At 47.7% G+C, this 26,240-nt stretch carries 23 protein-coding genes; 19 read left to right on the top strand and 4 right to left on the bottom strand.

Annotated features, from left to right (window positions below):
• Nucleotides 1-79: 79 nt before the first annotated feature.
• The 7 genes from ACAN56_RS17345 to ACAN56_RS17315 all read left to right on the top strand — a co-directional run bounded on the left by ACAN56_RS17345 (nucleotide 80) and on the right by ACAN56_RS17315 (nucleotide 10,096).
• On the top strand, nucleotides 80-1,384 hold the full coding sequence (locus tag ACAN56_RS17345; protein ID WP_379144443.1) for an MFS transporter: 1,305 nt from the start codon (nucleotides 80-82) through the stop codon (nucleotides 1,382-1,384).
• 289 nt (nucleotides 1,385-1,673) lie between these two features.
• The gene (locus tag ACAN56_RS17340; protein ID WP_379144441.1) at nucleotides 1,674-4,844 is read left to right on the top strand and encodes a GNAT family N-acetyltransferase; all 3,171 of its coding nucleotides are present in this window, start codon (nucleotides 1,674-1,676) and stop codon (nucleotides 4,842-4,844) included.
• Nucleotides 4,831-5,706 carry an amidohydrolase family protein gene (locus ACAN56_RS17335; protein WP_379144438.1) on the top strand — a complete coding sequence of 292 codons (876 nt, stop codon included), beginning with the start codon at nucleotides 4,831-4,833 and terminating at the stop codon, nucleotides 5,704-5,706. The genes ACAN56_RS17340 and ACAN56_RS17335 overlap by 14 nt, the downstream gene beginning before the upstream one ends.
• Nucleotides 5,707-5,896: 190 nt before the next feature.
• Nucleotides 5,897-7,453 (top strand): ABC-F family ATP-binding cassette domain-containing protein, encoded by a 1,557-nt coding sequence (locus ACAN56_RS17330; RefSeq protein ID WP_038593856.1) that lies wholly within the window; start codon nucleotides 5,897-5,899, stop codon nucleotides 7,451-7,453.
• A gap of 229 nt (nucleotides 7,454-7,682) precedes the next feature.
• Complete coding sequence (locus ACAN56_RS17325) at nucleotides 7,683-8,165, top strand: DUF2975 domain-containing protein (protein WP_379144762.1); 483 nt, start codon at nucleotides 7,683-7,685, stop codon at nucleotides 8,163-8,165.
• A 10-nt stretch (nucleotides 8,166-8,175) separates the two neighbouring features.
• Complete coding sequence (locus ACAN56_RS17320; protein WP_038593853.1) at nucleotides 8,176-8,394, top strand: helix-turn-helix domain-containing protein; 219 nt, start codon at nucleotides 8,176-8,178, stop codon at nucleotides 8,392-8,394.
• Between the two features lie 205 nt (nucleotides 8,395-8,599).
• Nucleotides 8,600-10,096: a serine hydrolase domain-containing protein gene (locus tag ACAN56_RS17315; protein ID WP_379144435.1), complete on the top strand. Its 1,497-nt coding sequence runs from the start codon at nucleotides 8,600-8,602 to the stop codon at nucleotides 10,094-10,096.
• 26 nt (nucleotides 10,097-10,122) lie between these two features.
• On the opposite strand, the gene ACAN56_RS17310 is transcribed toward ACAN56_RS17315, so the two are convergent.
• Nucleotides 10,123-10,782 carry a histidine phosphatase family protein gene (locus tag ACAN56_RS17310; protein WP_379144434.1) on the bottom strand — a complete coding sequence of 220 codons (660 nt, stop codon included), beginning with the start codon at nucleotides 10,780-10,782 and terminating at the stop codon, nucleotides 10,123-10,125.
• Nucleotides 10,783-10,937: 155 nt separating this feature from the next.
• On the opposite strand from ACAN56_RS17310, the gene ACAN56_RS17305 reads away from it, so the two are divergent.
• Nucleotides 10,938-11,837 (top strand): LysR family transcriptional regulator, encoded by a 900-nt coding sequence (locus ACAN56_RS17305; protein WP_379144432.1) that lies wholly within the window; start codon nucleotides 10,938-10,940, stop codon nucleotides 11,835-11,837.
• Between the two features lie 127 nt (nucleotides 11,838-11,964).
• Here ACAN56_RS17305 and ACAN56_RS17300 read toward each other — a convergent pair whose 3' ends face one another.
• Nucleotides 11,965-12,951, bottom strand: a complete 987-nt coding sequence (locus ACAN56_RS17300) for a hypothetical protein (RefSeq protein ID WP_379144430.1) — start codon at nucleotides 12,949-12,951, stop codon at nucleotides 11,965-11,967.
• The gene (locus tag ACAN56_RS17295; RefSeq protein WP_379144428.1) at nucleotides 12,929-13,861 is read right to left on the bottom strand and encodes a helix-turn-helix domain-containing protein; all 933 of its coding nucleotides are present in this window, start codon (nucleotides 13,859-13,861) and stop codon (nucleotides 12,929-12,931) included. The genes ACAN56_RS17300 and ACAN56_RS17295 overlap by 23 nt, the downstream gene beginning before the upstream one ends.
• Before the next feature lie 168 nt (nucleotides 13,862-14,029).
• On the opposite strand from ACAN56_RS17295, the gene ACAN56_RS17290 reads away from it, so the two are divergent.
• The 5 genes from ACAN56_RS17290 to ACAN56_RS17270 are packed head-to-tail and all read left to right on the top strand — an operon-like array spanning nucleotide 14,030 to nucleotide 18,938.
• Nucleotides 14,030-14,272, top strand: coding sequence for an acyl carrier protein (locus ACAN56_RS17290; RefSeq protein ID WP_038593838.1), 243 nt, complete (start codon nucleotides 14,030-14,032; stop codon nucleotides 14,270-14,272).
• On the top strand, nucleotides 14,269-15,603 hold the full coding sequence (locus tag ACAN56_RS17285) for an ATP-grasp domain-containing protein (protein ID WP_379144425.1): 1,335 nt from the start codon (nucleotides 14,269-14,271) through the stop codon (nucleotides 15,601-15,603). The genes ACAN56_RS17290 and ACAN56_RS17285 overlap by 4 nt, the downstream gene beginning before the upstream one ends.
• Nucleotides 15,604-15,616: 13 nt before the next feature.
• The gene (locus ACAN56_RS17280; protein ID WP_076114451.1) at nucleotides 15,617-16,735 is read left to right on the top strand and encodes a glycosyltransferase family protein; all 1,119 of its coding nucleotides are present in this window, start codon (nucleotides 15,617-15,619) and stop codon (nucleotides 16,733-16,735) included.
• Nucleotides 16,735-17,928 (top strand): radical SAM protein, encoded by a 1,194-nt coding sequence (locus ACAN56_RS17275; protein ID WP_379144422.1) that lies wholly within the window; start codon nucleotides 16,735-16,737, stop codon nucleotides 17,926-17,928. The genes ACAN56_RS17280 and ACAN56_RS17275 overlap by 1 nt, the downstream gene beginning before the upstream one ends.
• The gene (locus ACAN56_RS17270; protein ID WP_379144419.1) at nucleotides 17,925-18,938 is read left to right on the top strand and encodes a Gfo/Idh/MocA family protein; all 1,014 of its coding nucleotides are present in this window, start codon (nucleotides 17,925-17,927) and stop codon (nucleotides 18,936-18,938) included. Before ACAN56_RS17275 ends, ACAN56_RS17270 begins: the two co-directional genes overlap by 4 nt.
• 70 nt (nucleotides 18,939-19,008) lie before the next feature.
• Here ACAN56_RS17270 and ACAN56_RS17265 read toward each other — a convergent pair whose 3' ends face one another.
• Nucleotides 19,009-19,761 carry a nucleotidyltransferase domain-containing protein gene (locus ACAN56_RS17265; RefSeq protein WP_379144418.1) on the bottom strand — a complete coding sequence of 251 codons (753 nt, stop codon included), beginning with the start codon at nucleotides 19,759-19,761 and terminating at the stop codon, nucleotides 19,009-19,011.
• A gap of 217 nt (nucleotides 19,762-19,978) precedes the next feature.
• Between ACAN56_RS17265 and ACAN56_RS17260 the strand changes: the two genes are divergently transcribed.
• The 6 genes from ACAN56_RS17260 to ACAN56_RS17235 all read left to right on the top strand — a co-directional run bounded on the left by ACAN56_RS17260 (nucleotide 19,979) and on the right by ACAN56_RS17235 (nucleotide 26,233).
• Nucleotides 19,979-20,965, top strand: a complete 987-nt coding sequence (locus ACAN56_RS17260) for an aldo/keto reductase (RefSeq protein WP_379144417.1) — start codon at nucleotides 19,979-19,981, stop codon at nucleotides 20,963-20,965.
• Nucleotides 20,966-21,397: 432 nt separating this feature from the next.
• Entirely contained in the window at nucleotides 21,398-22,081 is a 684-nt protein-coding gene (locus ACAN56_RS17255) for a GntR family transcriptional regulator (RefSeq protein ID WP_379144416.1), read from the top strand.
• A 30-nt stretch (nucleotides 22,082-22,111) separates the two neighbouring features.
• The gene (locus ACAN56_RS17250; protein ID WP_379144760.1) at nucleotides 22,112-23,263 is read left to right on the top strand and encodes an amidohydrolase; all 1,152 of its coding nucleotides are present in this window, start codon (nucleotides 22,112-22,114) and stop codon (nucleotides 23,261-23,263) included.
• Nucleotides 23,264-23,506: 243 nt separating this feature from the next.
• Entirely contained in the window at nucleotides 23,507-24,550 is a 1,044-nt protein-coding gene (locus ACAN56_RS17245) for a methionine ABC transporter ATP-binding protein (RefSeq protein ID WP_038593809.1), read from the top strand.
• Nucleotides 24,525-25,184: a methionine ABC transporter permease gene (locus ACAN56_RS17240; protein WP_038593806.1), complete on the top strand. Its 660-nt coding sequence runs from the start codon at nucleotides 24,525-24,527 to the stop codon at nucleotides 25,182-25,184. Before ACAN56_RS17245 ends, ACAN56_RS17240 begins: the two co-directional genes overlap by 26 nt.
• 29 nt (nucleotides 25,185-25,213) lie before the next feature.
• Nucleotides 25,214-26,233, top strand: coding sequence for a uroporphyrinogen decarboxylase family protein (locus tag ACAN56_RS17235; protein WP_379144413.1), 1,020 nt, complete (start codon nucleotides 25,214-25,216; stop codon nucleotides 26,231-26,233).
• Nucleotides 26,234-26,240 lie beyond the last annotated feature (7 nt).

The raw sequence follows: 26,240 nt of genomic DNA, 5'->3' as shown, positions 1-26,240 counted from the left end.
CTTTATGAGTCACCTCACCCTGTCCAAACTCACATATCCTATACATAAAAGCATTCAGTTCATTCAGGAGGTCCAGTTTATGAGTACATATTCGAAGGAAGAAAAAAGCTGGATGTGGTACGACTGGGGTCATTCCGCCTACTCCATCATCATTTCGACGGCAGTCTTCCCGCTCTTCTACAAAGCAGCAGCTCAGGATGCTGGCATTAGTGCCGCGGATTCTACGGCCTACCTGGGATATGCTGTTGCAGTTTCGACGTTTATCCTTGCCCTGCTAGGCCCGATCTTGGGCACAATTGCTGATTACCAAGGGTTCAAAAAAACGTTTTTCGCCTGCTTCAGCTTGCTCGGCATAGTCGCTACCGCGCTGCTCACGTTTATTCCGAACGATAGCTGGGAGCTGCTGCTCATCTGCTATATGTTCATCGCGGTCGGGTCGGCGGGCTCCAATGTGTTCTACGACGCGTTCCTAGTAGACGTAACCGACAACGAACGGATGAATAAGGTATCTGCCCGCGGATTTGCGATCGGGTATATAGGCAGCACGATTCCTTTTATCATCAGCATCGCGATCATTCTTCTTGCTGAGCAAGAAATTCTGCCGATCTCCGTCACGGCGTCGAGCCAGATCGCTTTCTTCATTACGGCCCTCTGGTGGGGCATCTTCACCTTACCCATGCTCCGCAATGTACACCAGAAGCATTACTTGAACCGCGAGCCGCGAATTATCGCGAACAGCTTCAAGCGTCTCTACGAGACCTTAAAGCAAATCAAGCAGCATCGTGCGATTTTCCTTTTTTTGCTCGCTTATTTTTTCTATATCGACGGCGTCGGGACGATCATTACGATGTCTACCGCTTATGGAACTGATCTGGGCATCAAATCGACTGATTTGCTTATTATATTGTTCGTCACGCAAGTCGTCGCTGCTCCATTTGCGATGTTGTACGGGCGTCTGGCGGATCGGTTCTCGGGCAAAACCATGCTATATGTCGGTATCTGCGTCTACATCATCGTATGTATCTACGCGTATTTCATGAAGTCGGTGTTCGACTTCTGGGTGCTTGCGATGCTGGTCGCCACCTCGCAAGGCGGCATTCAGGCGTTGAGCCGGGCTTACTTCGCACGGATGGTGCCGAAGGAGAACGCTAACCGGTTTTTCGGGTTTTATAATATTTTCGACAAGTTCGCATCGATTCTGGGGCCTCTTCTAATCGGAGTCACCGCGCAGCTCACCGGCCACACGAACATGGGGGTCTTCAGCCTTGTCGTCTTGTTCATCGCAGGTATTGTCATTCTCATGCTAGTGCCGGAGCCGGGAAGGGGACAGGATGCCGGTTTGCCAGGCGGACGTCATGGCCGCAAGACGAGCGGGTTGAACTAGTCAGCGCGGTAACGCGCTTGCTCTAGCAACCTAACAAGAAGCTGAGTGTTATGGGTTAAGAGAGAACGATACTCCAATAAAACAGCGGCAGTCCGGACATAATTTCGTCGTCCATGGCTGCCGCTATTTCCTATAATAGGGTCAGACTGTGCTATGTATTCTTTAAGTATAAGAGTTTTAGCCCTCGTAATGGTCTTCCAATTAATAGTATAATGAGAACTTATAGGGCTATTATTGCCCTGCTAAAGAAGATTACATATCCATATTTGAAACATAAGGAGATGAGCTCATGACAGCAATTATCCCTACGGAACAAATCCGCATTATTGAATACGATCCTTCTTACGCTGGGGCGGTCGCAGAGATGTGGAACCGCAGCAACGAAAGCTGGGGGGGCGGTACCAACCACAGAACAGAAGACAGTGTGCGCAGGGAGATGGAGGTTTCGGCCAATCTTCATGTGTTTCTCGCTGTCGATGGCAAAGAGGTGGTCGGATTCTGCAGTTTTGCACATTACCGCCAAGATGAAGGGGCTTTGTACGTACCGTTATTAAATGTGCGACCTGATTATCACGGTTACAAGGTAGGCCGTAATCTGATTTTGAACGCCGTCCGTAAGACAGTCGAAGCGGGGTGGCCTCGTCTCGATCTGTTTACCTGGGCAGGCAACACCAAGGCTGTGCCGATGTATAAGAAATGCGGATTCTTCTGGGAAAAGAATGAAGATTACGTCCATCTGATGAACTTCATTCCAACCGTTCTGCAGACGGAGGCGCTTGCTCCCTATTTCGAGGAGCTGGATTGGTACGCAGACAGCACCCGAGAACTTCCCATTCAGCCGGATGGCCGGCGGGAGCGTGGTTTTGATTTCTTTGATTACACTTGGCAAAAGGGAGAACTCTCCTTGCGGGCAGAATTCGAGAAGTCCGGTCGCGGGCTGACCGCTCTTGATACACCTGACTATGAAATCTCCACTGAAATCGACGATCATGATCTTGTGTTTGGCTCCGCTTACAAGATTCGTTATGTGATCAAGAATCGTTCTGCTTCCGAGCTGGCGATTGAGATCAAGGGCCAGAACGACAAGAACATCCGGTTTGATCTTTCCGCTACACTTACGCTCGCTGCGGGAGAAACGGTCATTGTAGAGGGTGATTTCGAGCTTGATCCGGTTCGGGAGGAGCAGAATGACAAGAAGACCCATCCGGTTGTGACGAGCCAATGGATCATCGGTGGCAAGCGGGCTGAGTTCCGCCTTGGCGTAGCTCCGAAATTTCCGGTCAAGATGAAGATTGTATTGCCAACCCGGGAGTTGTATCCGGGCCGTCCGGCTGAGCTGTATCTGAACGTGGAGAATAACTTCGCCTCGGAAGCGGAGTTCGCTTTTGACTTGCCGGAGGAGGATTTTCTGCAGTGGGGTGAACGTGCAGTACGCTTCACGGTTCCGGCTAAGAGCAAAGCCTCTATCCCGGTACCCTTCACCCTGTTGTCCTACGGGCTTTACTCACAAGATATTGAAGTGACGGCCGTTCCAATTGGGCAAAAGGCGGTCTCCTTCACAAGTACACTATCCGTTCTAATGAAGGGAACGCAGGGCCGCTTCGGCGGGCAGGAGGGTGATCAGTGGGTCGCTGTGAACGGCGCCTTCTCGCTCCATATGAACAAGTCCGACAATGGAATGTGGATTGAATATCCCGGCTCCAGCCATAACTTCTGGTGGACCTTTCCGAAGCTAGGCAAGCCGTTCGCAGAAGAATTCTCTAAGAAGCAGGCCGTCAGCGTGAAGATCTACCCGGAAGGGGAGAGCCAGGTTCTCGAAGCGCTCTACGCGTCGGATGAATTCCCGGGTATGGAGATAACAACAGTGGCTAAGCTATTCGCAAACGGAATCGCTGAGTTTCATCATGAGATCTGCAACACCAGCAGCAAAGCACTGGATGAGAATATGTATGTACTGACGAATTTCGGCTTTTTTGGCAAGCGGCTCATCCTGCCGTATCAGGGACATTACGTGGACATGGGCGATGCGTACGCCGGTGATCCGGGTCTTTGGGACAGCGACCATGTCACGGAGAACTGGATGTTCTGCAAGGAAGAGAACGTCACCTGCGGAATTTGCTGGGACCCTTCTCTGAAGCTGCTTCGCCCGGAATACACGCTTGGGCTTGAGCATAACCTTGGGCAGATTTCCGCTGGAGAGGTCGTGCGGACAAAGGCAACTGTGTTTGCACTAAACACCTTTCCTAAGTGGCCGGAATTCCGCGCCTTCGCCAGAAAGCAGAAGAATTCGGTCATCCCGGTGCTGGACGATCATCTGGAACTCACACTCGGCGGCGGAAATCCGTTTGCGGCGGGTGCGCTTCAGGCAGAACTACTCGAACGAAAGATGACCCCGCTTGCAGGAAGCCTCGATCTGTATGTGCAAAACGATGGCGGAGCGGAGCAGAGAGCGGCTGGTATCGAGTTGCAAAGGGAGCAGGATTTACGCTCTGCGGGCTTTGAGCTCTCTCCTGAGGAAATGGGATCACCGGGACACAGCAACTCCGGCCAGAAGGTCCGGGTCGTCTATCGCGGAGAGGATCGCATTCAGGAGCGGTCGGGTCTTTGGTTCCCTCAGACGGAAACAACTGTTGTTTGCGAGATCGAAGAAGGTCCGGCGGGTTCCGTTTATACGGTGAGTAACGGAGTACTTTCGATAGCGGCTGCCCCTCAGTTCGGAAGCGTGGTGTATTCCCTTAAGCACCAAGGGGAAGAATGGCTGGACAGCTCCTACCCGGAAGCCGTTCCGCGTTCCTGGTGGAATCCTTGGTACGGTGGTCTCGGCGTAGGAATTTCCGGAATGGGTGGATTCAGCCGGCAGCAGGAGACGAGAACCGCAGCATGGGTGAAGCGGAAGGATGTTCACGGCAATGTCTGGAAAGGCCTGCGGTTAACCACTTCTATCGAAAAGCAGGAGGCAAACCGGGGGATCACAATCAACCAGCATTACCTTATGCTGCCCGGCGTTCCGGTGCTCTGTATGCTCCATTCGGTGACCAACGGAAGTGGAATGGTTCTGCCACAGTATTCGCTATCGGAGGATAGTTACTTCAAGCCTTCACCTGTTTTTTCCGAAGGATGGATGGAATTCCCCGGGGAAGGCAAATTCATTCTTGGGAAAGTGGAAGCTCATCTGGATTCCAAGGGGATCTTGCGAGTCGGTGCGGCTTCACGTAAGGATATGCTGCATGTTGTGAATAATTACCCCAACCAGAGGGCTTCAGCGTATGTGAACAATAAGGTGTTCGCTCATGATGTGGATCATCATCTTCCACTTCTGAACGGAGAAACTGCTTGGACACAGCCAACCTTCCTGATCATGGGGGAGATCCCTCTGAATTCAGAGGATGTACGGGGACTTCTGAAGCTGGCCTTTGCCAGTCCCACTGACGAAAAGGAGAGCTTAAATGCCGATCATTGATATACACATTCATCTGTCTGACATCGACAGCTTTCATCAAACAGCGGCGGATCTGTCCAAGGTCGATTACACAGCCGCTGGCCTCAAGGCAGAGTTTGACAAGAACGGTGTCGTTCTAGGCATTGGTATGGGGGTCACGGAACAGACGAAGGGTGCCTTTCCTGACTCTACTTCACCCAATCCGATGGGTCTTGATTTGGAAGCCAATGTTCCGCCGTTCTTAATGGAATGCGTTGGCATCAACCCGAACATGCTTGCAGGGGGCCAGGTCCAAGAGGAGCTTGACCGAATCGAAGCACGGCTGCAAGCTCCCGAGGTAGCGGGAATTAAGCTCTACGCCGGGTACTACCATCATTACGTCTATGACAAAATCTATACACCCGTCTATGAGCTGGCTGCCAAATACGGCTTGCCTGTGGTCATTCATACCGGCGATACGTATTCGATGAATGGATTGCTTAAGTATTCGCATCCTCTTACCGTGGATGAATTAGCCTACCAGCAGCGGGGCGTGAACTTTATGATCTGCCATCTGGGCGATCCCTGGGTGATGGACGCTGCCGAAGTGGTGGCCAAGAATCCGAACGTCTATGCCGATTTGTCCGGCCTTGTCGTCGGCGACCGGCCCCATTTTGAACGGTTTATGAACGAACCCTTGTTCATGGACCATTTCCGCCGGGCACTGGTGTACTCCGACCATTACGAGAAAATGTTGTTCGGCACCGATTGGCCGCTTGCCCCAATTGACCTGTATGCGGAATTCGTCCGCCGGCTTGTGCCTGAGCAGCATCACGAGAAGGTATTTTGCGAGAATGCCTTTGGGCTGTTTCCGCGCATCCAGCAGCGGATTGCGGCGCTCTGATACTTCCGGGGACAGCCCAGCCACAGTGCAATGAAGCATAATTGAACAAGCCTTCCCCTTAGACCGTGTGAGGGGATGGCTTGTTTTTGGTTAAGGGAAATGTAAGATTTTTTAAAACCGTATGGAGTTGTGGCGCTTTAGCCTTTATAATATGACGAGTATAAAGAATAAAGGAAAAGGTGTTAAATACATGAGCATATTAAACGTAGAAAAGCTGAGTCACGGGTTTGGCGACCGCGCGATCTTTACCGATGTATCCTTCCGCCTGCTGAAGGGCGAACATATCGGTCTGATCGGTGCCAACGGTGAAGGTAAATCCACCTTCATGAACATCATCACAGACAAGCTTCAACCGGACGAAGGTAAAGTTGAATGGGCTAAACGAGTGCGGACCGGATATCTGGACCAGCACGCGGTGCTTACCAAAGGACAATCGATCCGCGATGTATTGCGCGGAGCGTTCCAGTATCTGTTCGATATGGAACAAGAGATGAACGACATGTACGGCAAAATGGGTGAGGTGTCCCCAGAGGAGCTGGAGCAGCTGCTCGAGGATGTTGGAACCATTCAGGACACATTGACGAGCCAGGATTTCTATATGATCGACGCCAAAATCGACGAAACCGCCCGCGGACTTGGACTTACCGACATCGGCTTGGATAAGGACGTCCATGACCTTAGCGGGGGGCAGCGGACTAAGGTGCTGCTGGCTAAACTGCTGCTGGAGAAGCCGGACATTCTGCTGCTTGACGAGCCTACGAACTATCTTGACGAGCAGCACATCGTGTGGCTGAAGCGGTATTTGCAGGAATACGAAAATGCCTTCATTCTGATCTCGCATGACATTCCGTTCCTGAACAGTGTCATCAACCTGATCTACCATATGGAGAATCAGGCACTGACCCGTTATGTGGGGGATTATGACTATTTCCAGCAGGTGTACGAGGCGAAAAAATCGCAGCTTGAATCTGCGTTCAAACGTCAGCAGCAGGAAATCGCAGATCTGAAGGACTTTGTTGCGCGGAATAAGGCCAGCGTGGCTACGCGGAATATGGCGATGTCCCGGCAGAAGAAGCTGGACAAGATGGAGGTTATCGAGCTCGCGAGGGAAAAACCGAAGCCGCAGTTCAACTTTAAGGACGCGCGCACTTCCGGCAAGCTGATTTTCGAAACGAATGAACTCGTGATCGGTTACGATTCTCCGCTGTCCAGACCGCTGAACCTGCGCATGGAGCGGGGACAAAAAATAGCGCTCGTCGGTGCGAACGGGATCGGGAAGACGACGCTGCTGCGCAGCATTCTCGGCCAGATTCAGGCGATCTCCGGTTCGGTCAAGCTCGGCGACCTGCTGGAAATCGGCTATTTCGAGCAGGAAATGAAGGATGCGAACTACAACACCTGTATTGAAGAAATTTGGACCGAGTTCCCGTCCTATACGCAGTTTGAAATTCGGGCGGCTCTTGCTAAATGCGGTCTGACGACCAAGCATATCGAGAGCAAGATCGCGGTCTTAAGCGGCGGCGAGAAAGCCAAAGTCCGTTTATGCAAGCTGATCAACCGTGAGACAAATCTGCTCGTACTGGACGAACCAACCAACCATCTCGACGTGGATGCGAAGGACGAGCTACAGCGTGCGCTCAAGGCGTACAAGGGCAGCATTTTGCTGATCTCCCATGAGCCCGAGTTTTACCGCGATATTGTGACAGAAACGTGGAACTGCGAATCGTGGACGACAAAAGTGTTTTAAACAGCCGGCAACAGAGCTGGTCTGTTGTCGCAGATTTGAGTGAGCGTAAAGGGCGTTGCGCTTAAGTGACGAAAAGATTAAAGCTTCTGCAGCATAGTGCTGCAGGAGCTTTTTTTTGGATTTTACTTTTAACAACAATAATATATTTAAATTCACTAATTATTTATTGAAAAACGATAAATTATATGCTAAAGTCATATTAAATTTAAACATAAGTGAGGGGCTTTTTATGAAACGAGGAACAACACTCTTTTTAAAGGCAGCAGTTATTCTGATTGGAATCCCGGTTCTGGCTTTGTGCATATTTCTGGTACCTGAGATCGCAAATTTTGCAGCAGAATTGTATCCGGAGATGACGTACATCCAATTTCTCGTTTATCTCGATTTATATGCATCGGCGATTCCTTTTTACATTGCTCTGTATCAAGCTTTTAAACTTCTGGGCTATATTGACAAGAACAAAGCTTTCTCAGAATTATCAGTACGAGTATTAAAAAATATAAAATACTGTGCGATTACAATCAGCAGCGTGTATGTGTTAGGCATGCCACTCTTCTATCTCATAGCGGAGAAGGATGATGCCCCTGGAATCATAGTCATCGGATTGATTATTATCTTTGCCTCCATGGTGATTACCGTTTTTGCTGCTGTTCTCCAAAGGCTTTTAACAGAGGCGATTGAACTAAAATCTGAAAATGATTTGACAGTCTGAGGTGAAAACTATGGCGATTATAATCAATATTGATGTGATGTTGGCTAAGCGGAAAATGAGCGTAACCGAACTTACGGAGAGGGTTGGAATCACGATGGCTAACCTGTCTATATTAAAAAATGGAAAGGCAAAAGCAATTCGCTTCTCCACTTTAGAGGCGATTTGTAAGGCTTTAGAATGTCAGCCTGGCGATATCTTAGAATACAAAAGTGACGAAGATACTAATTGACCTGAAATGTCTAAAAATAGTTCAAAGAAGCTTCTGCTGATGTTTTGGCGGGAGCTTTTTTGGTTGTCTTCAGATTTGTGTAAACGGTTAGTGGAGAGGATTTCTGTCAAATAGCTGCAGAGAAGTTGAGGAATAGAACGTCTAACTAAATGAAGAACGATGCTGTACGGAGTAAGAAATATTACGAACATGAAGAGGAGAGACAATGAAGAACTTATTTAGGAGAAAAGGCTTAGCACTAGCAAGTGTAATCTTGCTTATCGTAATCATTACTGCCGCTGTTGACAGGGGCGCGTTTGGAACGTTGTTTACGGTAGGGAAATATGATACTGAGGAGCATATGGTAGAGACCCTTATGGCCAAAACAGCGACTCCAGGAGTAGCCATAGTCTCATCCAAGCAGGGCAATACAGATTATAAAGTATACGGATACGCAGATGTTGACCTAGACAAGAAGGTCACTGAAGAATCGTTATTTGAATTAGGATCGACGACTAAGGCGTTTACAGCTCTGGCTATTATTCTGTTGAAAGATGAGGGGAAATTGGCTTATTCGGATGCTGTCTCAGAGTATCTTCCCCGTTTTGTCCCAACCTTTCAAGAAGAGAATGTGAATATTACAATTGATCAGCTGTTAGCACATACAAGTGGGATTCCGTCTTGGAGTATAAAGTTAATTCCTGAAGGAACTACTGAGAATCTGCTTGACGAAACCATAAATAAGATTTCAGATATTTCATTGGATACATACCCGGGGGCAGAATATCAGTATGCAACTGTAAATTATGATATTCTGGCGATGATTATTGAGAAAGTTACAGGTACAAGCTATCAGAATTATGTAACTCAGAATATACTGGTTCCGCTAAAAATGACGGACAGTTATTTTTCAACAGGTCAGGAACAGAAACCGGATCAGCTTACCAGAGGATACCGGGTGTTTTTCGGCAAAAGCTTCCAATATGATGCCCCCAGATATTATGGGAATATTGCTGCAGGATATTTGGTGACGAATATAAAGGATTTGGAGCATTGGATGAATGCCCAATTAGGAATGGGTGATATCCCGGAGGGTCTGAGGAGAGCTATTCGGCAATCTCATGAGGTGGACCTCCAAACCGCTGGATATGAAGAGAAGAACCAATACTATTCATACGGTTGGAGTAATGATCCAGAAGAACGGGTGATTAGTCACAGTGGAAGTAATCCTAATTATTCCTCACATTTTATTATGGATATAGGGAAACTTGAGGCCGTATTAGTATTAACTAATTTGAATTCAACTGCACCATCGCTGATTGCACATAACCTGCATGAGAATATGAATGGTAATCCAATGAACAAATTTACATACGATGACAGTTATATATTGCTTGATTTGATCTTTTCGTTCCTGGCCTTACTAACAGCCATTAGTTTAAGTCTTAAGGTGATTAAATTAGCTGGAGGAAGCAAGCAAAATAAAAATGTTCAAAAGACAAGGAACAAGAGGATTATAGTAATTCTTGTTATTATCCTAAGAGCGATGTTGCTGGTAATGGTTATATTCTGGCCTTATCTGTTAAACAATAATTACTACATGATTAGCGTGTGGATGTCGTATTCCCTATTCCTATGGATGGGGCTTGTTTCACTCAGCTGCATGTTATCGATTATATTGAATTTGAAAAAGCTAGGAGTCCTTAGAAGCAATTTGTCCTAACTCAAGCAGAACCGGTCTCCCATTTGCTAACAAGTAGCTTTACCGGTTCTGCTTCCCTGGTTCTGTGCTCCACGATAATGTGAAGTATCACCCAGCAAATCGACGTGTGGTATTCCATTTATTACTTGTACTTTACATAAAGCAGTGGAGAAAATATCCGGCATTTCCCCGATTTCCCGCAGTGTTTTATTGAGAAAATGAGCCATTATAACTTTCAAGGTCATTCGGTGTGTAACAATGAGCAGCTTCTGTCCCAGGTTATCTTTAAGGATGCACTCAACAGCGGGAATCACTCTTTGTTCTAGCTGTTCATACGTCTCGCCTAAGCTGACAGGAACATATAGATCAGGATTGGTGAAAAATCGAGCATATTGCAAGGGATAATCTTGCTCTATTTGCTCGGTTTTCATTCCTTCCCATATCCCCATATTGATTTCCATCAGCTCATCCAACTGTTGAATAGGCAGCGTTCGATTTCCCCTCAAAATTTGTGCGGTATGGAATGCTCTTAGACTGCTACTTGAATAGATCGCGCCTAAGTTCTCTCCCTCTAAACGTTCCTTCAACCATTCAGCTTGCTGCTTTCCCAGGGTAGTAAGCGCTGAATTCTGATGCCCTTGCATTCTTTTCTGCAAATTCCATTCTGTCTGCCCATGGCGGGTTAAATATAATACGGTTTCTGTCATGTTCGAAGCCTCCCTTATTTATAGATGTAAGTATAAAATAAGAGAATATAAATAAACATTATATAATAATTAATATTCATAATGTATATTTATAGTTGAAAATTCCTGTTTGCACAAATACAGCGTTCCATTCATATCGTTAGGAAGGTATTCAGATGAACTTTCATGTATTGAGATTGTTTTATTACGTGGCGATAACAGGTAGTGTAACCAAAGCCTCGGAGCGATTGCATATCAGCCAACCCGCGATATCCGCACAGATTCGTAAGTTTGAACGGGAGAATAACATTACGTTATTAGAAGTGAGAGGAAAGAGGATGGCGCTCACACCACTTGGACACAGGCTGATCCAGCCACTTGAGAAACTGTTTGCCATGGGTGAACAAATAGAGCAAATGATTGAAGATTATCATAAATTTCCGATAGGGAATATCCGCATCGCAGGCAATTACCTTGCCACAAGCCTGCTCATTCCCAGATGGGCCTCCTTATTTAAACAACGGTTTCGCGACCTTGGAATTCAGATTTCGACCGCCAATTCTTACGAAACTATGGAAAAATTAATAAACTTTGAAGCGGACGTGGCTATTTACAGTGATATGGAGTTCCCATCCCATAATACGGGAAACTTTGAATACCGCGAATTGTACAAGGATGAGTATGTGTTTGTGGTTTCTTCCGGGCACCCTTTTGCCAAGCAGCAGGTCTGCCTTGGAGACATGGTATCTGAGGCTTTTATTATGAGAGAGGAAGGCAGTGCGGTCAGAGAGAGACTGCTTCGGCTGTGCGAAGACAGAAAAGTAGGGCAACCCAAGATCGAACTGCAATTTAATGGAGTGAACGAGACGATTCTGGCCGTGATAGCCGGTTATGGAATTACCTTTGTCTCTTCCTTATTGGCACAGCCTTATCTTGATCAGGGGACGTTAGCCAAGGTTGAAACAGGAGACGCTGTGACCAAGCATTCCATATGGATGGCCAGCAGACCCAAGGCAGAGCAGGAAAGTTATGTTCAGTCGTTCATTGCACTGGTCATGGAACAATTAGAAAAGTAGTTGCTTGAACAGAGATAAAAAAACTCAAGCCGTTAACGATTTCTTAAAATCTATTTGATCTAAACGTAATAAGAGAAGACCGTTCCTAATAAGGAGCGGTCTATTTGTAGTGGTGTCTATGGGAAATCTAACTCTTGAATGCGGGTTGGTTCACTAATTGCACCAGCTCAAGCAGCAGCTCTTCTTCCGAGTGAATGATTTCAAGCATTTTCTTATGAATTTTGCCGCGTTGTGCCGGTTTGTTACCCGAACACATCACCTTTATCATAAATTGATTCACCATATTCCACATCTCCCCGGCAATCCGGTAGCCCTCGGCAATCCGGGTAAGCTCAGGCACTTCTTGATCAGCGGAAATGGCACTCAGGAAAAGGCTGTACCTTATCCGTGTGATCGGAAGGGTGTTGGCAGCCAGCAAGAAATAGGCACTATATTCCTCGGGATTCTCGGCGATTATTCCTGTCTCGAGGTAGGCATCAGCATAGGCCCTTAGATGCTCCGCAACCTGGAGCGGCTGGACTTCATGCTCTTGATTCATCAGCGTATGCTCAAGGGCGAGGCGCCATTGCCCAAGGGGGCGCGATGCTTCGCACAGGCTGAACTCTGCGAAGAAATGGCAGGCGGACTCCCATTCATCCAAATCCACCGTTTCCAGGGGGCGGCCGTAGTAGCCATCCGTTAAATAAATCTTCCGGCTTGAACGATCGACGCCTACAGCCAGACAGGCATGTGAAGTATGCAGCCTACGGTAGGCCAGACACCAGGGGCAGCTATAGGAATCGAATCCTACCAGAACAGGCATGCCGCCAGCGAGCCGCTTCTCCAGCATTTCAAGCAGAAAAGACTTGTCCATCGCCGGCTCTTCACGGTTGACATATGTGAAATTTATCCCATGATAAGCCGCCAGATACTCCTTGCTGATTCGCGGAGTTGATACCCGGTCGATGACGGACTGTTCTGAAGACTGTTGTTCCTTGAAGGAGAACTGCCAGGCATTGCCGTACATGTACTTGCTGTCTTTACCCTGCCATTCAGCCACTGATTGGATACAGTCATCGATACAGCTGCGAAGCGTAGGGTAGGGGGTGCTTTTAACGGGCAGGATGTTCAGCAAAACTTATCACCTCCTTGCCAATTAAGAAATGGCTGTGCCCCCAATTACGGTAATTGCCCGGTGTCATCCCGCTGTATTCGCGGAACAAACGGTAGAAGTATTTCATATCTCCGATCCCGACCTCAAGCGCAATTTTCTGAATGCCGAAGTCTGTGAACATCAGCAGTGCACAGCTGTATTTCATACGAATTTCCTGAAACACCTGGATATAGGATTTGCCGGTCTTCAGCTTGAACAGTCTTTGAAACTGGCGCGAGCTCATGGAAATATAGCGGCTGATCTCCTTCAATGAAATTCTCTGCTTGAAATTACTGACCATATATAAAATTACATCATGCAGCGGATCATCTGCCTGCTGTAAACGGTCTGAGAAAGGAACACCCGCACAAGGCTCGACAATCCTTAAAAGTTCAAATAATAAGGGATACAGCCTTAGTGGATCTGCCGATGGGCTGTTGTTATGTAACTCCTGCATGCGGCGGAACAAGACCTCCAGTTCCATTCCCTGCCCGTGGCATCCGAACCAGGATTTCTGTTCTTTCAGCAACCGCAACCGGCGTTGCTGTTCTTCATCGAACGGCCCCGTGAAAAGCGCCGGCAAAGCGGCAGGAAGCTTGAACACCTCCGGACTGAGCATACAGTTCAAGATCCGCAGCGGCTGTGTTCCGCTCAGATCCCGGGGCTGGAACACATGGGATACATCAGGCGGGATGACAAACAGATCACCTTTTGCAACCTGTATCTTGTCCCCGGCGATAAGCTGAATGCCCTCTCCCTCAAGCACATATGCGATCTCCATGAAATCATGCTGGTGGAGAACAGATGTGAGCGATTCTTCGGTCAGCAACACTTGAACCGGTGAATTTGTGTCAAATAGATATTCCCCAGCAACTACCGGAAAAACCTCCATAGACGAGCCTCCGTTTCAGCTAGAAGTAGAAGAATAAGTAAGATTAGTAGTCTGGAATCCATCTAGTATAACTGAATATTTTGGCGCATTCAACCATATATTAACAGTTTTAAATTTGGTATATTCTTTTCATTCCATCCAAGTAAGCACAGAGAAAGGAGTATACACATGCAGCAAAAAGTTATTGAAATCATAGCGGAAATCAAGGAGGATCCAGCGTTGTTGCAAACGCTTGACGGCAGCTCCGATTTGACGATTGACGCTGCTCTGGATTCTCTCCAGATTATTAATTTTATTCTTAGGATCGAAGACGAGTTCAATATCGAAGTTGATTTCGATACCTTTGATCTGGAGCATTTGAAATCGGTAGACCGTTTCACGGGTTATGTTGCCGGGCTTACCGGACAATGAAGACTACGGTGCATTGCGGCAGCTTTGAGTCGGAACGGTACTGGCGGGAGAAAGACCTCGCCGCGCTGCCTTCCATTCCCGACCTGAGCGGGATGTCCATTGTGCAGGCTATGGATGAAATGCTGTTTGTATTCTGCGGCAGCGGCGATGTTCTGCTGACCCGTTACGGCATGAACAAAGCGCAGGTCGATTATTTGCATTCCCTCGGCTACGCATTCACTACCAATGTGTATCCGATGACATTGCAAGAGGAAGGTGCTGCGCAGGAGAGTCTGAATATATTTGAGCTGCTGGACAGACTGGACCCGGAAGGCCCATTAGCCAGGATGATACCCGGGGGAGCGTCGCTTTCCCCTTTTGCCGTGCTTCCCGGAACACAGAATGCCCTAAGGCGCTACCGCCTTCAGCCTGAACTGCCGGACGAGCAGACGGTTCGCAGCGTGAACACCAAATCCTACTCGATTGCTATGCGGGACCGATTGTCGTTGCCGAACGTAGGATTAGCAGTTGACAGCGTCCAGGAATTGCTGAATACCGGGCTGCAAATGCTGGAGAAGGGCCCATTCCTGATTAAGGATGAGTATGGTGTTTCCGGCAAAGGAAACCAGCTGGTAGATTCCGAGCGGACCCTGCGCAGAATTGCCGGGTATCTGGAATCCGGCAGGAATAAGGAGAAGCGAATCCGTTTTGTAATGGAGCGGCTGCTCGACCGCGAAATGGACTTCTCCTGTCAATTTCACATTGATCAAGCAGGTGCAATCTCCATTGTGTCTGTGCAGCAACTGGTGAACAACGGGTTTGCCTTCGGAGAATCACAGTCTCCCGGCAAAGCGCTGCTGGATAGGCTGGAGCAGGAGAATTATTGTGAAATCATGCACAGTATAGGGAGAAATCTCTACAAGGATGGCTATTATGGCGATGTCTGTGTGGATTCGATGCTGCTGCGCGACGGCTCAATCGCGCCTCTGGTCGAGATTAACGCACGGAAATCGATGAGTCTGATCAAGCACAGTGTAGACCGGTATCTGAACCGGGAAGACATCCATGCAGTTCTGATTCAGGTCCCGCTGGTTTCTATGGGGCGAGCCTCTTATGAAGTGCTGCTGCAGCATTTGGAGCAAGCGAATATTCTGTTCGGCGCGGAAAACGGGGAAGGCGTGATTCCTTTAACTTCAGGAACGCTTCATCCGCCGGGCAAGGAGCACTCCGCAGGCACCAAAGGCAAGCTGTATGCGGCACTTGCTTACCGCGATACTGCGCATAAGAAGGAGCTGTCGGTCAAGCTGGACGAGGCGCTGCAAAGCAGCGGATATACTATTTTGCGGAAATGAAGGGAAGCAGCCAATGAAGGATACAGTGACAATACTATGTTCTGGCTTTGGGCTGGGCTTTTATGTCCCTGGCCTGCTGATTGAACGGGCGCTGAAGGTTTTGGGAATCAAGGCGGAGGTGGAGGTCTTCGAAACCTTAATGTTTGAGGATAAGAAGAAGACGACAGATAACAGCCGCAAAGCTTACAGGGAGAATTTTGCCGTGGCGCTGACTTCGCAAAAAATACCGGGGGATATCCGCAACAGCCTTGACCCCACTGTGGTTAAAGCTCTATTTGAACGTTGGCGCGGGGAAGGAAGGCAGCATTTCATTACACTCTCCGGACACTGGGTTCATGTACTGGATATGTACCGGGAAACGGCGGCTTATGAAGTCTTGGCCGATTTGCTCTACATCGATGCGGACCTCTCTCCTTCCTGGAAGAACCTCCGCAGACTGAACCCCGGGTATGCGCAGGGCTACCATGAAGTGAACATGTATGACCTTGTGAATCGGAAGGTGCTGTGCAGAATTGACACGGGTATCGAGCCGCTGCCCATGCCGGCAAGGAATGGCCGATTGGTTGTGCATGGCGGAGGTTGGGGAATCGGAACATTCCGCGAGAAATTTGCTGAGCTGGAGGCAGCGGGCTACCTGCTTGATATAGCTGCTTACAGCAATGAGGAGATCGGCGAAGAAATCCACGGAAGACATTACTATATGAATGACCCGCAGTGGAGGACATGGCTCCGTGACAGCAGCGGACACTACAGCTTCCCTCCCTTTGCCAAGGTGAGCGGCAGCGGGGAGAACCGGTTCCCGCCTTGTCAAAATTATCCAGAAGGCATGTATGGTGTTATCCGCCAGGCCTCTGCAGTCATCAGTAAGCCGGGTGGTGGTGCCTTGGTCGATTCACTGTCTTCCGGGACTCCGCTCGTGCTGCTGGACCCATTCGGTCCCCACGAGCAAATCAACAGTGATCTCTGGGTCGGGCTTGGCTTCGGTATCCGTTATGAGGAGTGGAAGCAGGCTGGCTTTGACCGTGAACTGCTGCGGAGGTTATCGGAGAACATCCTAACGTCCAGAGAACGGTATCCTGATTATGCCAAGAGCTATGCAGAACGTCTGTATGCAGCAGAAGGGAGAAGCTAATGCAACCAAGCAGCAAAGTAGCGCTGGACGCCAAGTCCTTTGAAGCGCTGAAACGCACCATCAAAAATGTAGTCGTTCCTCATAGAGAGCGGAAGCTTGATCCCGGCTTCAAGACGGTGATGCCGGAAATTATGTCGCTCAAGCTGACCAACCGTTGTAATCTTCGTTGCAAGCATTGCTATCAGTGGAATGAATCGGGCTATCACCATGATATGGACAAGGCCGAACAGAATCTCGACATGAGGCTGGACATGATCCGCGAACTGCTGGAGGAAACCGATGAAGCACAGTCCAGACTGTATTTGTGGGGTGGAGAGCCGTTGTTTCACCGTGATACACAGCAAATTCTGGAGCTGCTCAAGGCGCATCCCAGAGATACGACGGTTTGCACCAATGCCCTTCTTCTCTCTAAATATGAAGAGGAGCTGTGTGCGATCTCGGACAATCTGGAACTGCTGATCCCGATTGAGGGCTTCGAGGAAGAACATGATCTGTTGCGGGGGAAAGGCTCTTTTCAAAAAGTGGTCGAGGCTGTGGACCGGCTGCTTGCCTTGCGGGAGCAAGGGAAGTTCAAAGGCAGAATATCGGTGCATAATGTGATCAATGACAATATGATCGGCAAGCTGTACGAAATGGTGGAATTCTTCGAGCAAAAGGGTATCGATCTGGTGCTGCTCTGCTTCCCCTGGTATATTTCCAGTGAGACCAGTCTGGAAATGGACCGGTTTTATGACGAGCGCTTCCAATGGCTTGCCGAGCTGAGCCCGGACCACCGCAGCAGCTGGCATGCCTTCAAGTATCATATCAAACCTGACAATGTGGTCAGGCTGACGGAAGACCTGAAACGGATCAATGCCCACACCTGGAAAAATACCCGCATCCGTTACCAGCCGGGACTGGACTTCGATGAGATTGAGGATTTCGTGGCCGGCAAGCCGATGGCGTCCCGCAGCACCTCGAAATGTCTGGCGCTTAGCACCCGGGTCGATATTGCCCCGAATGGCGATGTGAGCGCCTGCAAGTTCTTTTCTGAGTTGTCCATCGGCAATGTAAACGAACAAACGCTAACAGATATTTGGAACTCCGAGCGTTATGACCGGCTGCGGCGGATTCTGGATGAAGGGTTGTCCCCGGCCTGCTCCAAGTGCAATGTGCTGTACCTGAATACCTATTCGGCACTGACACATGTATGAGGACTGAAGGCGGGACACACTCTTACAGGCTCGGCATTCTCGGTGCTTCGAATATCGTCAGGCCTGCCCTGCTGGAACCGGCTCGTTATGTTGATGGTATTACCGTATCCGCTATTGCCAACCGCACCACGGAGAAGGCGGCGGAACTGGCTCACGCATACAACATCCCCCAAGTTGCAGGCAGTCTTGAGGCGTTGCTGGAAATGAAGGAGCTGGATGCGGTATATATCGCTCTCAGCAACGACCTGCATGCAGAGTGGGCCCTCAAGGCACTGGCGGCTGGCAAGCATGTGCTGGTCGAGAAGCCAATTGCCTTGACTACCGCAGAGGCGGAACAATTGAGGACGGCTTCGGCACAGCCTGCAGCTCCGAAGCTAGTCGAAGGCCTGATGGTGGCCCATCATCCTTGGCAGCAGGCGCTCAAATCCATCATTGATTCCGGTCAATATGGCCAGCTGCGCAGTCTGAAGACCCGTATAACCATTCCTGCCAAGGACCAACATACCGGGAATTACCGCTGCATCAAGTCAAAAGGCGGCGGTGCCTTTGCTGACCTGGGCTGTTACTGGCTACAGTTCGTGGAGAACATAGTGGGGCTTCAACATGTGCAAATCTCCGGGCAGTCGAAATTTGACGGTCCGGACGGCTGCGACTGGACCTTTCAGGCATCGATTAAGTATGACAGCGGGCTGGATGCGGAATGTCTGATCTCCTTTGAACTGCCTTACCGCGCCTCGCATACCCTTTATTTTGATCAGACGGTGCTGACGGTACCCGATTTCTTACGGCCGCTCAAAGGATTCTATCCTATGAAAATACGCCATGATCTGCCGGATGACCGCAGCACAGTTCAAGATTTTGAACCAATGAATTATTACGTGAACCAGCTTCGAGCTTTCGCTGAAATAATGGACGGGACCCGTGAGGCTGGACTGGTGCGTTCCTTGGAACGGGTAACTCTTCAATCGCGAATGATGGCTATGGCCGAACAGGCCTGGAGCTATAGGTAAATAAGAAAACAGTCTGCATCCGGTGGCCAGAACTGCTGGTCCAGGGATCAGACTGTTTTTTGTGTGCGGATTAACGGTCGGACAAGGGAGGCGGCTGGTCTATCCAGTTGCGCTCATTGTTTTTTACATAGATCCCCAGTGCCTGGTCAGAGGAAAGCCCGGGGTTGTGGAAAGAGAGCATCATCGCTGCAAACCGTGTGCTTTTATTGACATTCGGATTAAGCAGAAGCTCTGTAGCCCGCTGTTTGAAAACCTCCGGTTTGTGCGGCGCGGTCTCGACCGTATCGAGTAAGGCCTTGTGGCTGGGGAAGAGCATACGGTTATAGGCCAGGATCATCCGCCCGCTGTAAAATACCAGATTGCTTACCGTATGCGCCATTAGATAGGTATCGTTATTTTTGGCGGCTTCCTTGGCGAAATAAAAAGCATGCAGATGAATCTGCGCGCTGAAGTCCCGCAAATTGCGCTCACGGTTCTCTTCGGGATAAATGGGGATTCGAGCTACAAGACGCTCCAGTTCAGGCATTCTTGAGAAAAGTACTTGCGAACCGGTAAACGCATACCGCGTCGTCTCGTTACCGCGCTCAGCGGCCAGCTCCAGAAAGCGGAGATTAATCACCTTCACATCCACGTACCCGCCTTCATATATGCTGGCCTCCCGGTCCACATAAGACAGGTTGTTGTTTCTTGCATGCGCTTCGTAGGATTCATCAGTTACCACCAGATGGACATCCACATCGGAAGTTTCCTTCGCCCGGTCCCGGGCAACCGACCCAGAGGTGATGACCGCCAGACAAGAAGCGTCAACTTTCAGCTTGTTCACGAAATTCTCCAATGTCTGTCTATGGTGTTCCAACATCAGGTTCATCCTCTCTATATTGTTTTTGCTCTATTAAGCGTAACGATTACCGCGCTTAGCGGCTATGGTCAATGAAGACATCTATTCATCCGCAGCATGTAATAAAATCGCTTGCTTTGGAGTTAACTCCAAGGAGTAAACTACATTTGAAGGAAACAATATCTATGGGGGGAACAATCAAATGGAATATGTGAAACTCGGAAATACTGGTTTGGATGTCTCTCGGCTATGTCTGGGTTGTATGAGCTTTGGTGAAGCAGAACGATGGGTCCATCCATGGGTCCTTGATGAAGAGCGGAGTCGTCCCATTATTAAACAAGCTCTGGAGAATGGGATCAATTTTTTTGATACAGCGAATGTATATTCAGACGGAACAAGCGAGGAAATCGTTGGACGGGCTTTAAAGGATTATGCTAATCGAGATGAAATTGTCCTGGCGACGAAAGTTTATTTCCGAATGCATCAAGGTCCAAACGGTGCCGGACTCTCCCGAAAGGCGATCATGAGTGAAATAGACAAGAGTCTCAAGAGACTGGGAACAGATTATGTGGATCTGTACCAGATTCACCGCTGGGATTTCAATACTCCCATTGAAGAAACGATGGAAGCCTTGCATGATGTTGTTAAGGCCGGGAAGGCAAGATATATTGGTGCTTCTGCCATGTTCGCTTGGCAGTTTCTAAAGGCATTACATGTAGCTGAGAACAATGGATGGACTAAGTTTGTATCCATGCAGAATCATTTCAACCTCGTATACCGTGAAGAGGAGAGAGAGATGCTGCCGCTTTGTAAGGAAGAAAAAATCGCTGTGATTCCATATAGCCCACTTGCATCAGGGAGATTGACGCGTGATTGGTCGGAAATCACACATCGCTCCGAAACCGACCAAGTCCAGAAATCTAAATATGATGCGACTGCGAATACGGACCGGTTAATTGTAGAGAAAGTTGCAGCAATCGCAGAGCACCGTGGTGTTCCCCGCGCTCAAATTGCACTTGCCTGGGTGTTGCAGAAAGCACCAATAACAGCCCCGATTATCGGTGCCACGAAAATGTCTCACCTTGAAGATGCCGTAGCCGCTCTTTCCATTAAGTTAACAGCTGAAGAAATTGCGTCGCTGGAAGAGCCATATGTTCCACATCCGGTAGTGGGTCCTATTTCGATGTAATGATAAAATTGCAAGCTATGAATACACAAAGACACTAACCTGCGTTAGTGTCTTTTGCTAGCTAAGGGTGATTTCAATACTGGAGATACTTTTTGTCTTTCTTTTGCTGTTCCTGGGATTTTCAATGACGACTCGAAACCAACTCTGAACTAGTAGGAAACTCTATACGTATTTGCAAGGCTCTCAACAGTTTTACTTTTTTTAAGTGTCTTACTTATGGGGCACAGTATACTTCTGGAAAACCTGAGTTTATTCACCCATAATACCCACTTGACTAGGGGGGATAATAGGTTTATAGTATGAAAAAAGCTTGAAAAACAGAGACGTGTTTTAAAATAATTTTCTATCTAATCTATTAATTTAATAATTGTATACAATTATACAAATATATTTAAAGCCACTCTTAAATTATCGATGAGGAGCAATATAGGTATGGTGATACGATCACGAAGGTTGTCAAAGGATAATACCTACTATGCATTAAAACAAAAAATTATTGATAGTGAGTTAGAGCCGAATCAAGCGGTAAATGAAGAAAATTTGGCGGCGTTGCTCGGGGTCAGCCGGACTCCTTTAAGAGAGGCCATTCAGAGATTGGAGAATGAAGATTTTCTCGTTCGTCAGCCGAATGGCAGGTTGCGGGTAGCCTCCGTAACTATCAAAGAGGTGGAAGAGGTTTTTCTGATTCGCAGCATGCTTGAAGGCTATATTGCAAGAAGTGCAGCTAAGCATGCTACAGATAAAGATATTCTACATTTAACGACGATGATGGAGCGAATCAAACATTCCTTCCAGTTAGGTGACAAACAGGATTTTGTATCCTATGGCTTTGAGTTCCATGATTATTTATCTGAAATCAGTGAACTTAGGACCTTTGAGAAAGTTCTGAATCAATTAAGAGATCATTCGCTTCGCTACTGTCGCTATGTCTCCATGCATGGAGATTGGAACACACAGGCGGATGAAGAACATAATTATATCCTGCAAATGATAGCTGACAAAAATGAAGATGGTGCAGAAAAAGCAATGCGGGAGCATATTCTAAGCAGCTTATCTACTGCGCTTGAGCGAATCAAAGGGCTGGAAGAAAACGAGATAGACCATATCGGTCCATAACGAAAGGGGATTACTTCACCTATGAAGCCACTGCATAAGATTGATCAAGCTTTAGCTAGTCAATTGATAGAGGTTCGAAGAAACCTGCATCGAGAACCAGAGCTGGCATATGAAGAGTTCAGAACAACAAAGAAACTGCGGGAATGGCTGACATCTGCCAATATACATATTTTAGACCTCCCTTTAGAGACTGGACTTATCGCAGAGATTGGACAAGGTGACGGGCCTGTTGTGGCCATTCGCTGTGATATTGATGCACTTCCGATAGAAGAACAAACAGAATTACCTTTTTCCTCAGAGATTCCAGGGAAAATGCATGCATGTGGACATGACTTTCACACTGCTACCATCTTAGGCGCTGCTTTGTTGCTGAAAGAGCGTGAAAGTGAATTGCCGGGAAGAGTTAGAGTCTTGTTCCAGCCGGCAGAAGAAACAGGACACGGGGCGGAAGGTGTCTTAGCATCAGGAGGCCTCAAGGATGTAGCAGCTATATTCGGTTTACATAACTCACCAGACTTGCCAACAGGATCTTTTGGAACGAGATCGGGAGCTTTAACGGCAGGTGTTGACCGGTTTGAAATCACTGTAAAAGGCGTTGGCGCTCATGCTGCTACTCCGGAAAAAGGTGTGGATTCAATTGTGACCGCTGCGCAAATTGTTACAATGCTGCAAACCGTCGTAAGCCGCCAAAATAATACTTTAGAGCCGATTGTGTTAAGTGTTACCAGAATTAACGGAGGCTTCACATGGAATGTATTGCCGGAAAAAGTTGAATTAGAAGGTACGGTACGTACTTACAATGAAGAGATCCGCCGCCAGATTCCTATACAAATGACCCGAATTATCGAAGGGATTGCTGCAGGAGCCGGGGCTGAGGCGCAATTGCATTGGTATCCAGGCCCGCCAGCAACTATCAATCATGGGGATTGGGCTGACTTCACCAAAGAAGTCGCCTTAGAAGCCGGATATGATGTGCATGATATCCCGCCGCAAATGGGGGGAGAAGATTTCTCATACTATTTACAGCAGATACCGGGTGCATTTGTAAATATCGGAACAGGACCGGCTTATGCTTTGCATCACCCCCGATTCGATGTTGATGAGGCAGCTATACTGCCTGCCGCTAAATATTTTGCTTCATTGGCAGAGCAAGCACTTCAGAAGCTGCTAGAGAGGGCTTAATCCTATAGATTGAACTTGAAACTTGAGGGAAGAGAGCGGAGCGGCGGAGGGGGGGTTTGGAACTGTAGGAGCGATAGCGACCGCCTTTGTCTTCGGATTTCATCCGCGAACAGCGGTCATAATCAAGAAATCCGAAGACAACAGCGGCCGGAAGTCCAAACATTACCCGTAGTTGCGACTGAACCTTTACTCTAAACTTTTCAGTTCAATCTTAAATCTACAATATGATTGAGGGGAATGAACATGATTGAATTAAAGAATGTGTACAAAACATTCACTCGCAAAGATATTACGATTGATGCTCTGCAAGGGATCAATTTAAAGGTTGAAAAAGGCGATATATTCGGGGTTATCGGCTATAGTGGTGCGGGAAAAAGCACATTAATCCGTTTAGTCAATTATTTGGAAAGACCCACAAAAGGACAGGTTCTAGTAGCCGGGCGTGATTTGGGAACATACAACGATAAAGAGCTGCGGGCGGCCAAGAAAAATATCGGCATGATTTTTCAACATTTTAACCTGTTAGAATCTAAAAAAGTATTTGATAATGTCGCGATTCCTCTCGTTCTGTTGAAAAAGAATAAAGATGAAATCCGCAAGCGGGTACAGGAGCTGCTTGAGTTTGTCGGATTAAGTGACAAAGCTGGAAGTTACCCGAGTGAATTATCAGGTGGACAGAAGCAGCGGGTCGGGATTGCCAGAGCGCTTGCCTCGAATCCGTCTATCCTGCTGTGTGACGAAGCGACTTCTGCCTTAGATCCACAGACAACACGATCTATTTTACAGCTTTTGAAAAAAATCAATGCGGAATACAACATTACGGTGATGATCATTACGCATGAAATGTCTGTCATTCAAGAGATTTGCAACAAGGTGGCTGTGATGGAAGAGGGACGGATCATCGAGCAAGGAAGCGTGCTGGATGTATTCGGTCAACCCAAACATGAGACCACGCAAAATTTTGTGAAAACCGTTATTCAAAACAGCATGACGTCCAGTGTTCAAAAATCAATAAAAGCAGAACATGGAAGTCTGCTCTATAAACTTAATTTTGTTGGTGAAAGTGCATCTGAGCCCGTTCTGTATGAGATGATTCGTTCTTCCGAGATAAAGGTCAATATTTTATTTGCGAATATGACAGAGATTCAAGAAACGACACTCGGAACAGTGATCATTCAATTAAATGGAGAGCAATCAGAGATTAACAATGCTTTAGCTTTCCTGAAAAGAAGCGGAGTCGGTGTAGAGGAGGTAGAATCTTATGTTTTCGACCACAGTAACAAGTGAACAATTTATGCAGGCCATAATAGAAACGATTCAAATGGTAGGGTTCTCCTTGTTTCTTGGTTCTCTGCTCGGGATTCCAATCGGGATATTGCTAGTAATCACTCGTCCAGGCGGTGTTTTGGAGAACAAAGCCCTTTACGCCATCATAAATCCGATGATCAACATCATTCGCTCTCTACCTTTTATTATTTTGCTGGTTGCGATTGTTCCGTTTACACGGGCCATTGTGCATACTTCGATTGGGACAAGCGCAGCGATCGTACCGCTGATTATCTATATCGCGCCTTATATAGGACGTTTGGTAGAGAACTCGCTGCTTGAAGTGAACCCGGGAATTCTGGAAGCCGCAGAGGCGATGGGGGCTACTCCCTTTCAAGTCATCTGGTACTTTTTGTTGCCGGAAGCGGTCGGATCCTTAATCCTGTCATTGACAACAGCAACGATCGGATTGATAGGTGCAACTGCAATGGCCGGAACAGTAGGCGGCGGCGGAGTCGGCAACTTGGCCATAGTCTATGGATACCAGCGATTTGACACCGTAGTCGTGGTAGCCACCGTTCTTATTCTCATCATTTTGGTGCAAGGCATTCAATCTTTAGGTAACAAGCTGGCAAGAAAAATTCGCCGCTATTAGTTATTACTGAGACATGGAGGGATTGGCAGATGAGTGAATGGAGTAAGCAAGATCGGTTTAAAGCAATATTGTCCGGAGAACGGGCGGATCGTCACATTGTCAGCGGATGGCGACATTTTATTGACAAGGAACAAAATGCAGAAGATTTAGCAGCAACAACGATTTCCTTCACGAAAAAATATGATTGGGACTGGGTCAAAATTAATCCTAGAGCAACTTATTTAGCTGAAGCTTGGGGTAATCAGTATGACTTTACGGATTATCAGACTGTCTTTCCAAGACAGAAGACGACTGCTATTCCTACAGCCGATAACCTATGGGATCTCGAAGTGAAAAAGGCAACCCAGACTGCATCTCTGCAGGAGCATTTAGAGGCGGTCAGAAAAATTCGTCAAGGGTTACCGGACACTCCGCTAATCCAAACCGTATTTTCGCCATTAACGGTGTTGCTGTTTATCGTAGGGCGTTCTGCATATGTAACAAAAACAGTGTTTGGCATTGAGCAGCCTGTTACTTTGGAATCGTTGTTTAAAGAGCATAGAGCGGCAGCACACCATGCGTTACATGCTATTTCATTAACCTTAGCTGATTATGTGCAAGAGTTGCAGCATGCAGGTTCAAATGGTTTGTTCTATGCGGTGACAGGTACAGCACATCCGGGATTATTTGATGAAGCGATGTTCGATGAGCTGTCCAGACCCTATGATTCTATTGTGTTGGAGGCCGCAAGTTATGGAAAAAACATCCTTCATACCTGTGGAGCCCATGCAAAGCCGGAGAAATTCAATGATTATCGTATTGATGGGATCAGCTGGGATACTATAGCCGAAGGCAATCCAGGTTTAGAAGCGAATCTTAAAGCTACTAAAGTAGGTGGCGTTGATCATGGATTGTTTGCAGAAAACAATTTAGATCAAATTCAAAAGCAGGCGAAGGAAGCTTTGACGTTAATGAAAAACCAGCCTTTTATTCTCTCGCCAAATTGTGCGATCCCGCTAAATGTTACAGATGAGGCGTTAGAACAACTAAAAAACTCAGTATTTGAATAGGAGATGA

The organism is Paenibacillus paludis, assembly GCF_042610515.1.
Classification (GTDB): domain Bacteria; phylum Bacillota; class Bacilli; order Paenibacillales; family Paenibacillaceae; genus Paenibacillus_AQ.
Note: the sequence above shows the minus strand (reverse complement) of the source record. Positions and strands in the feature narration are given on the sequence as shown.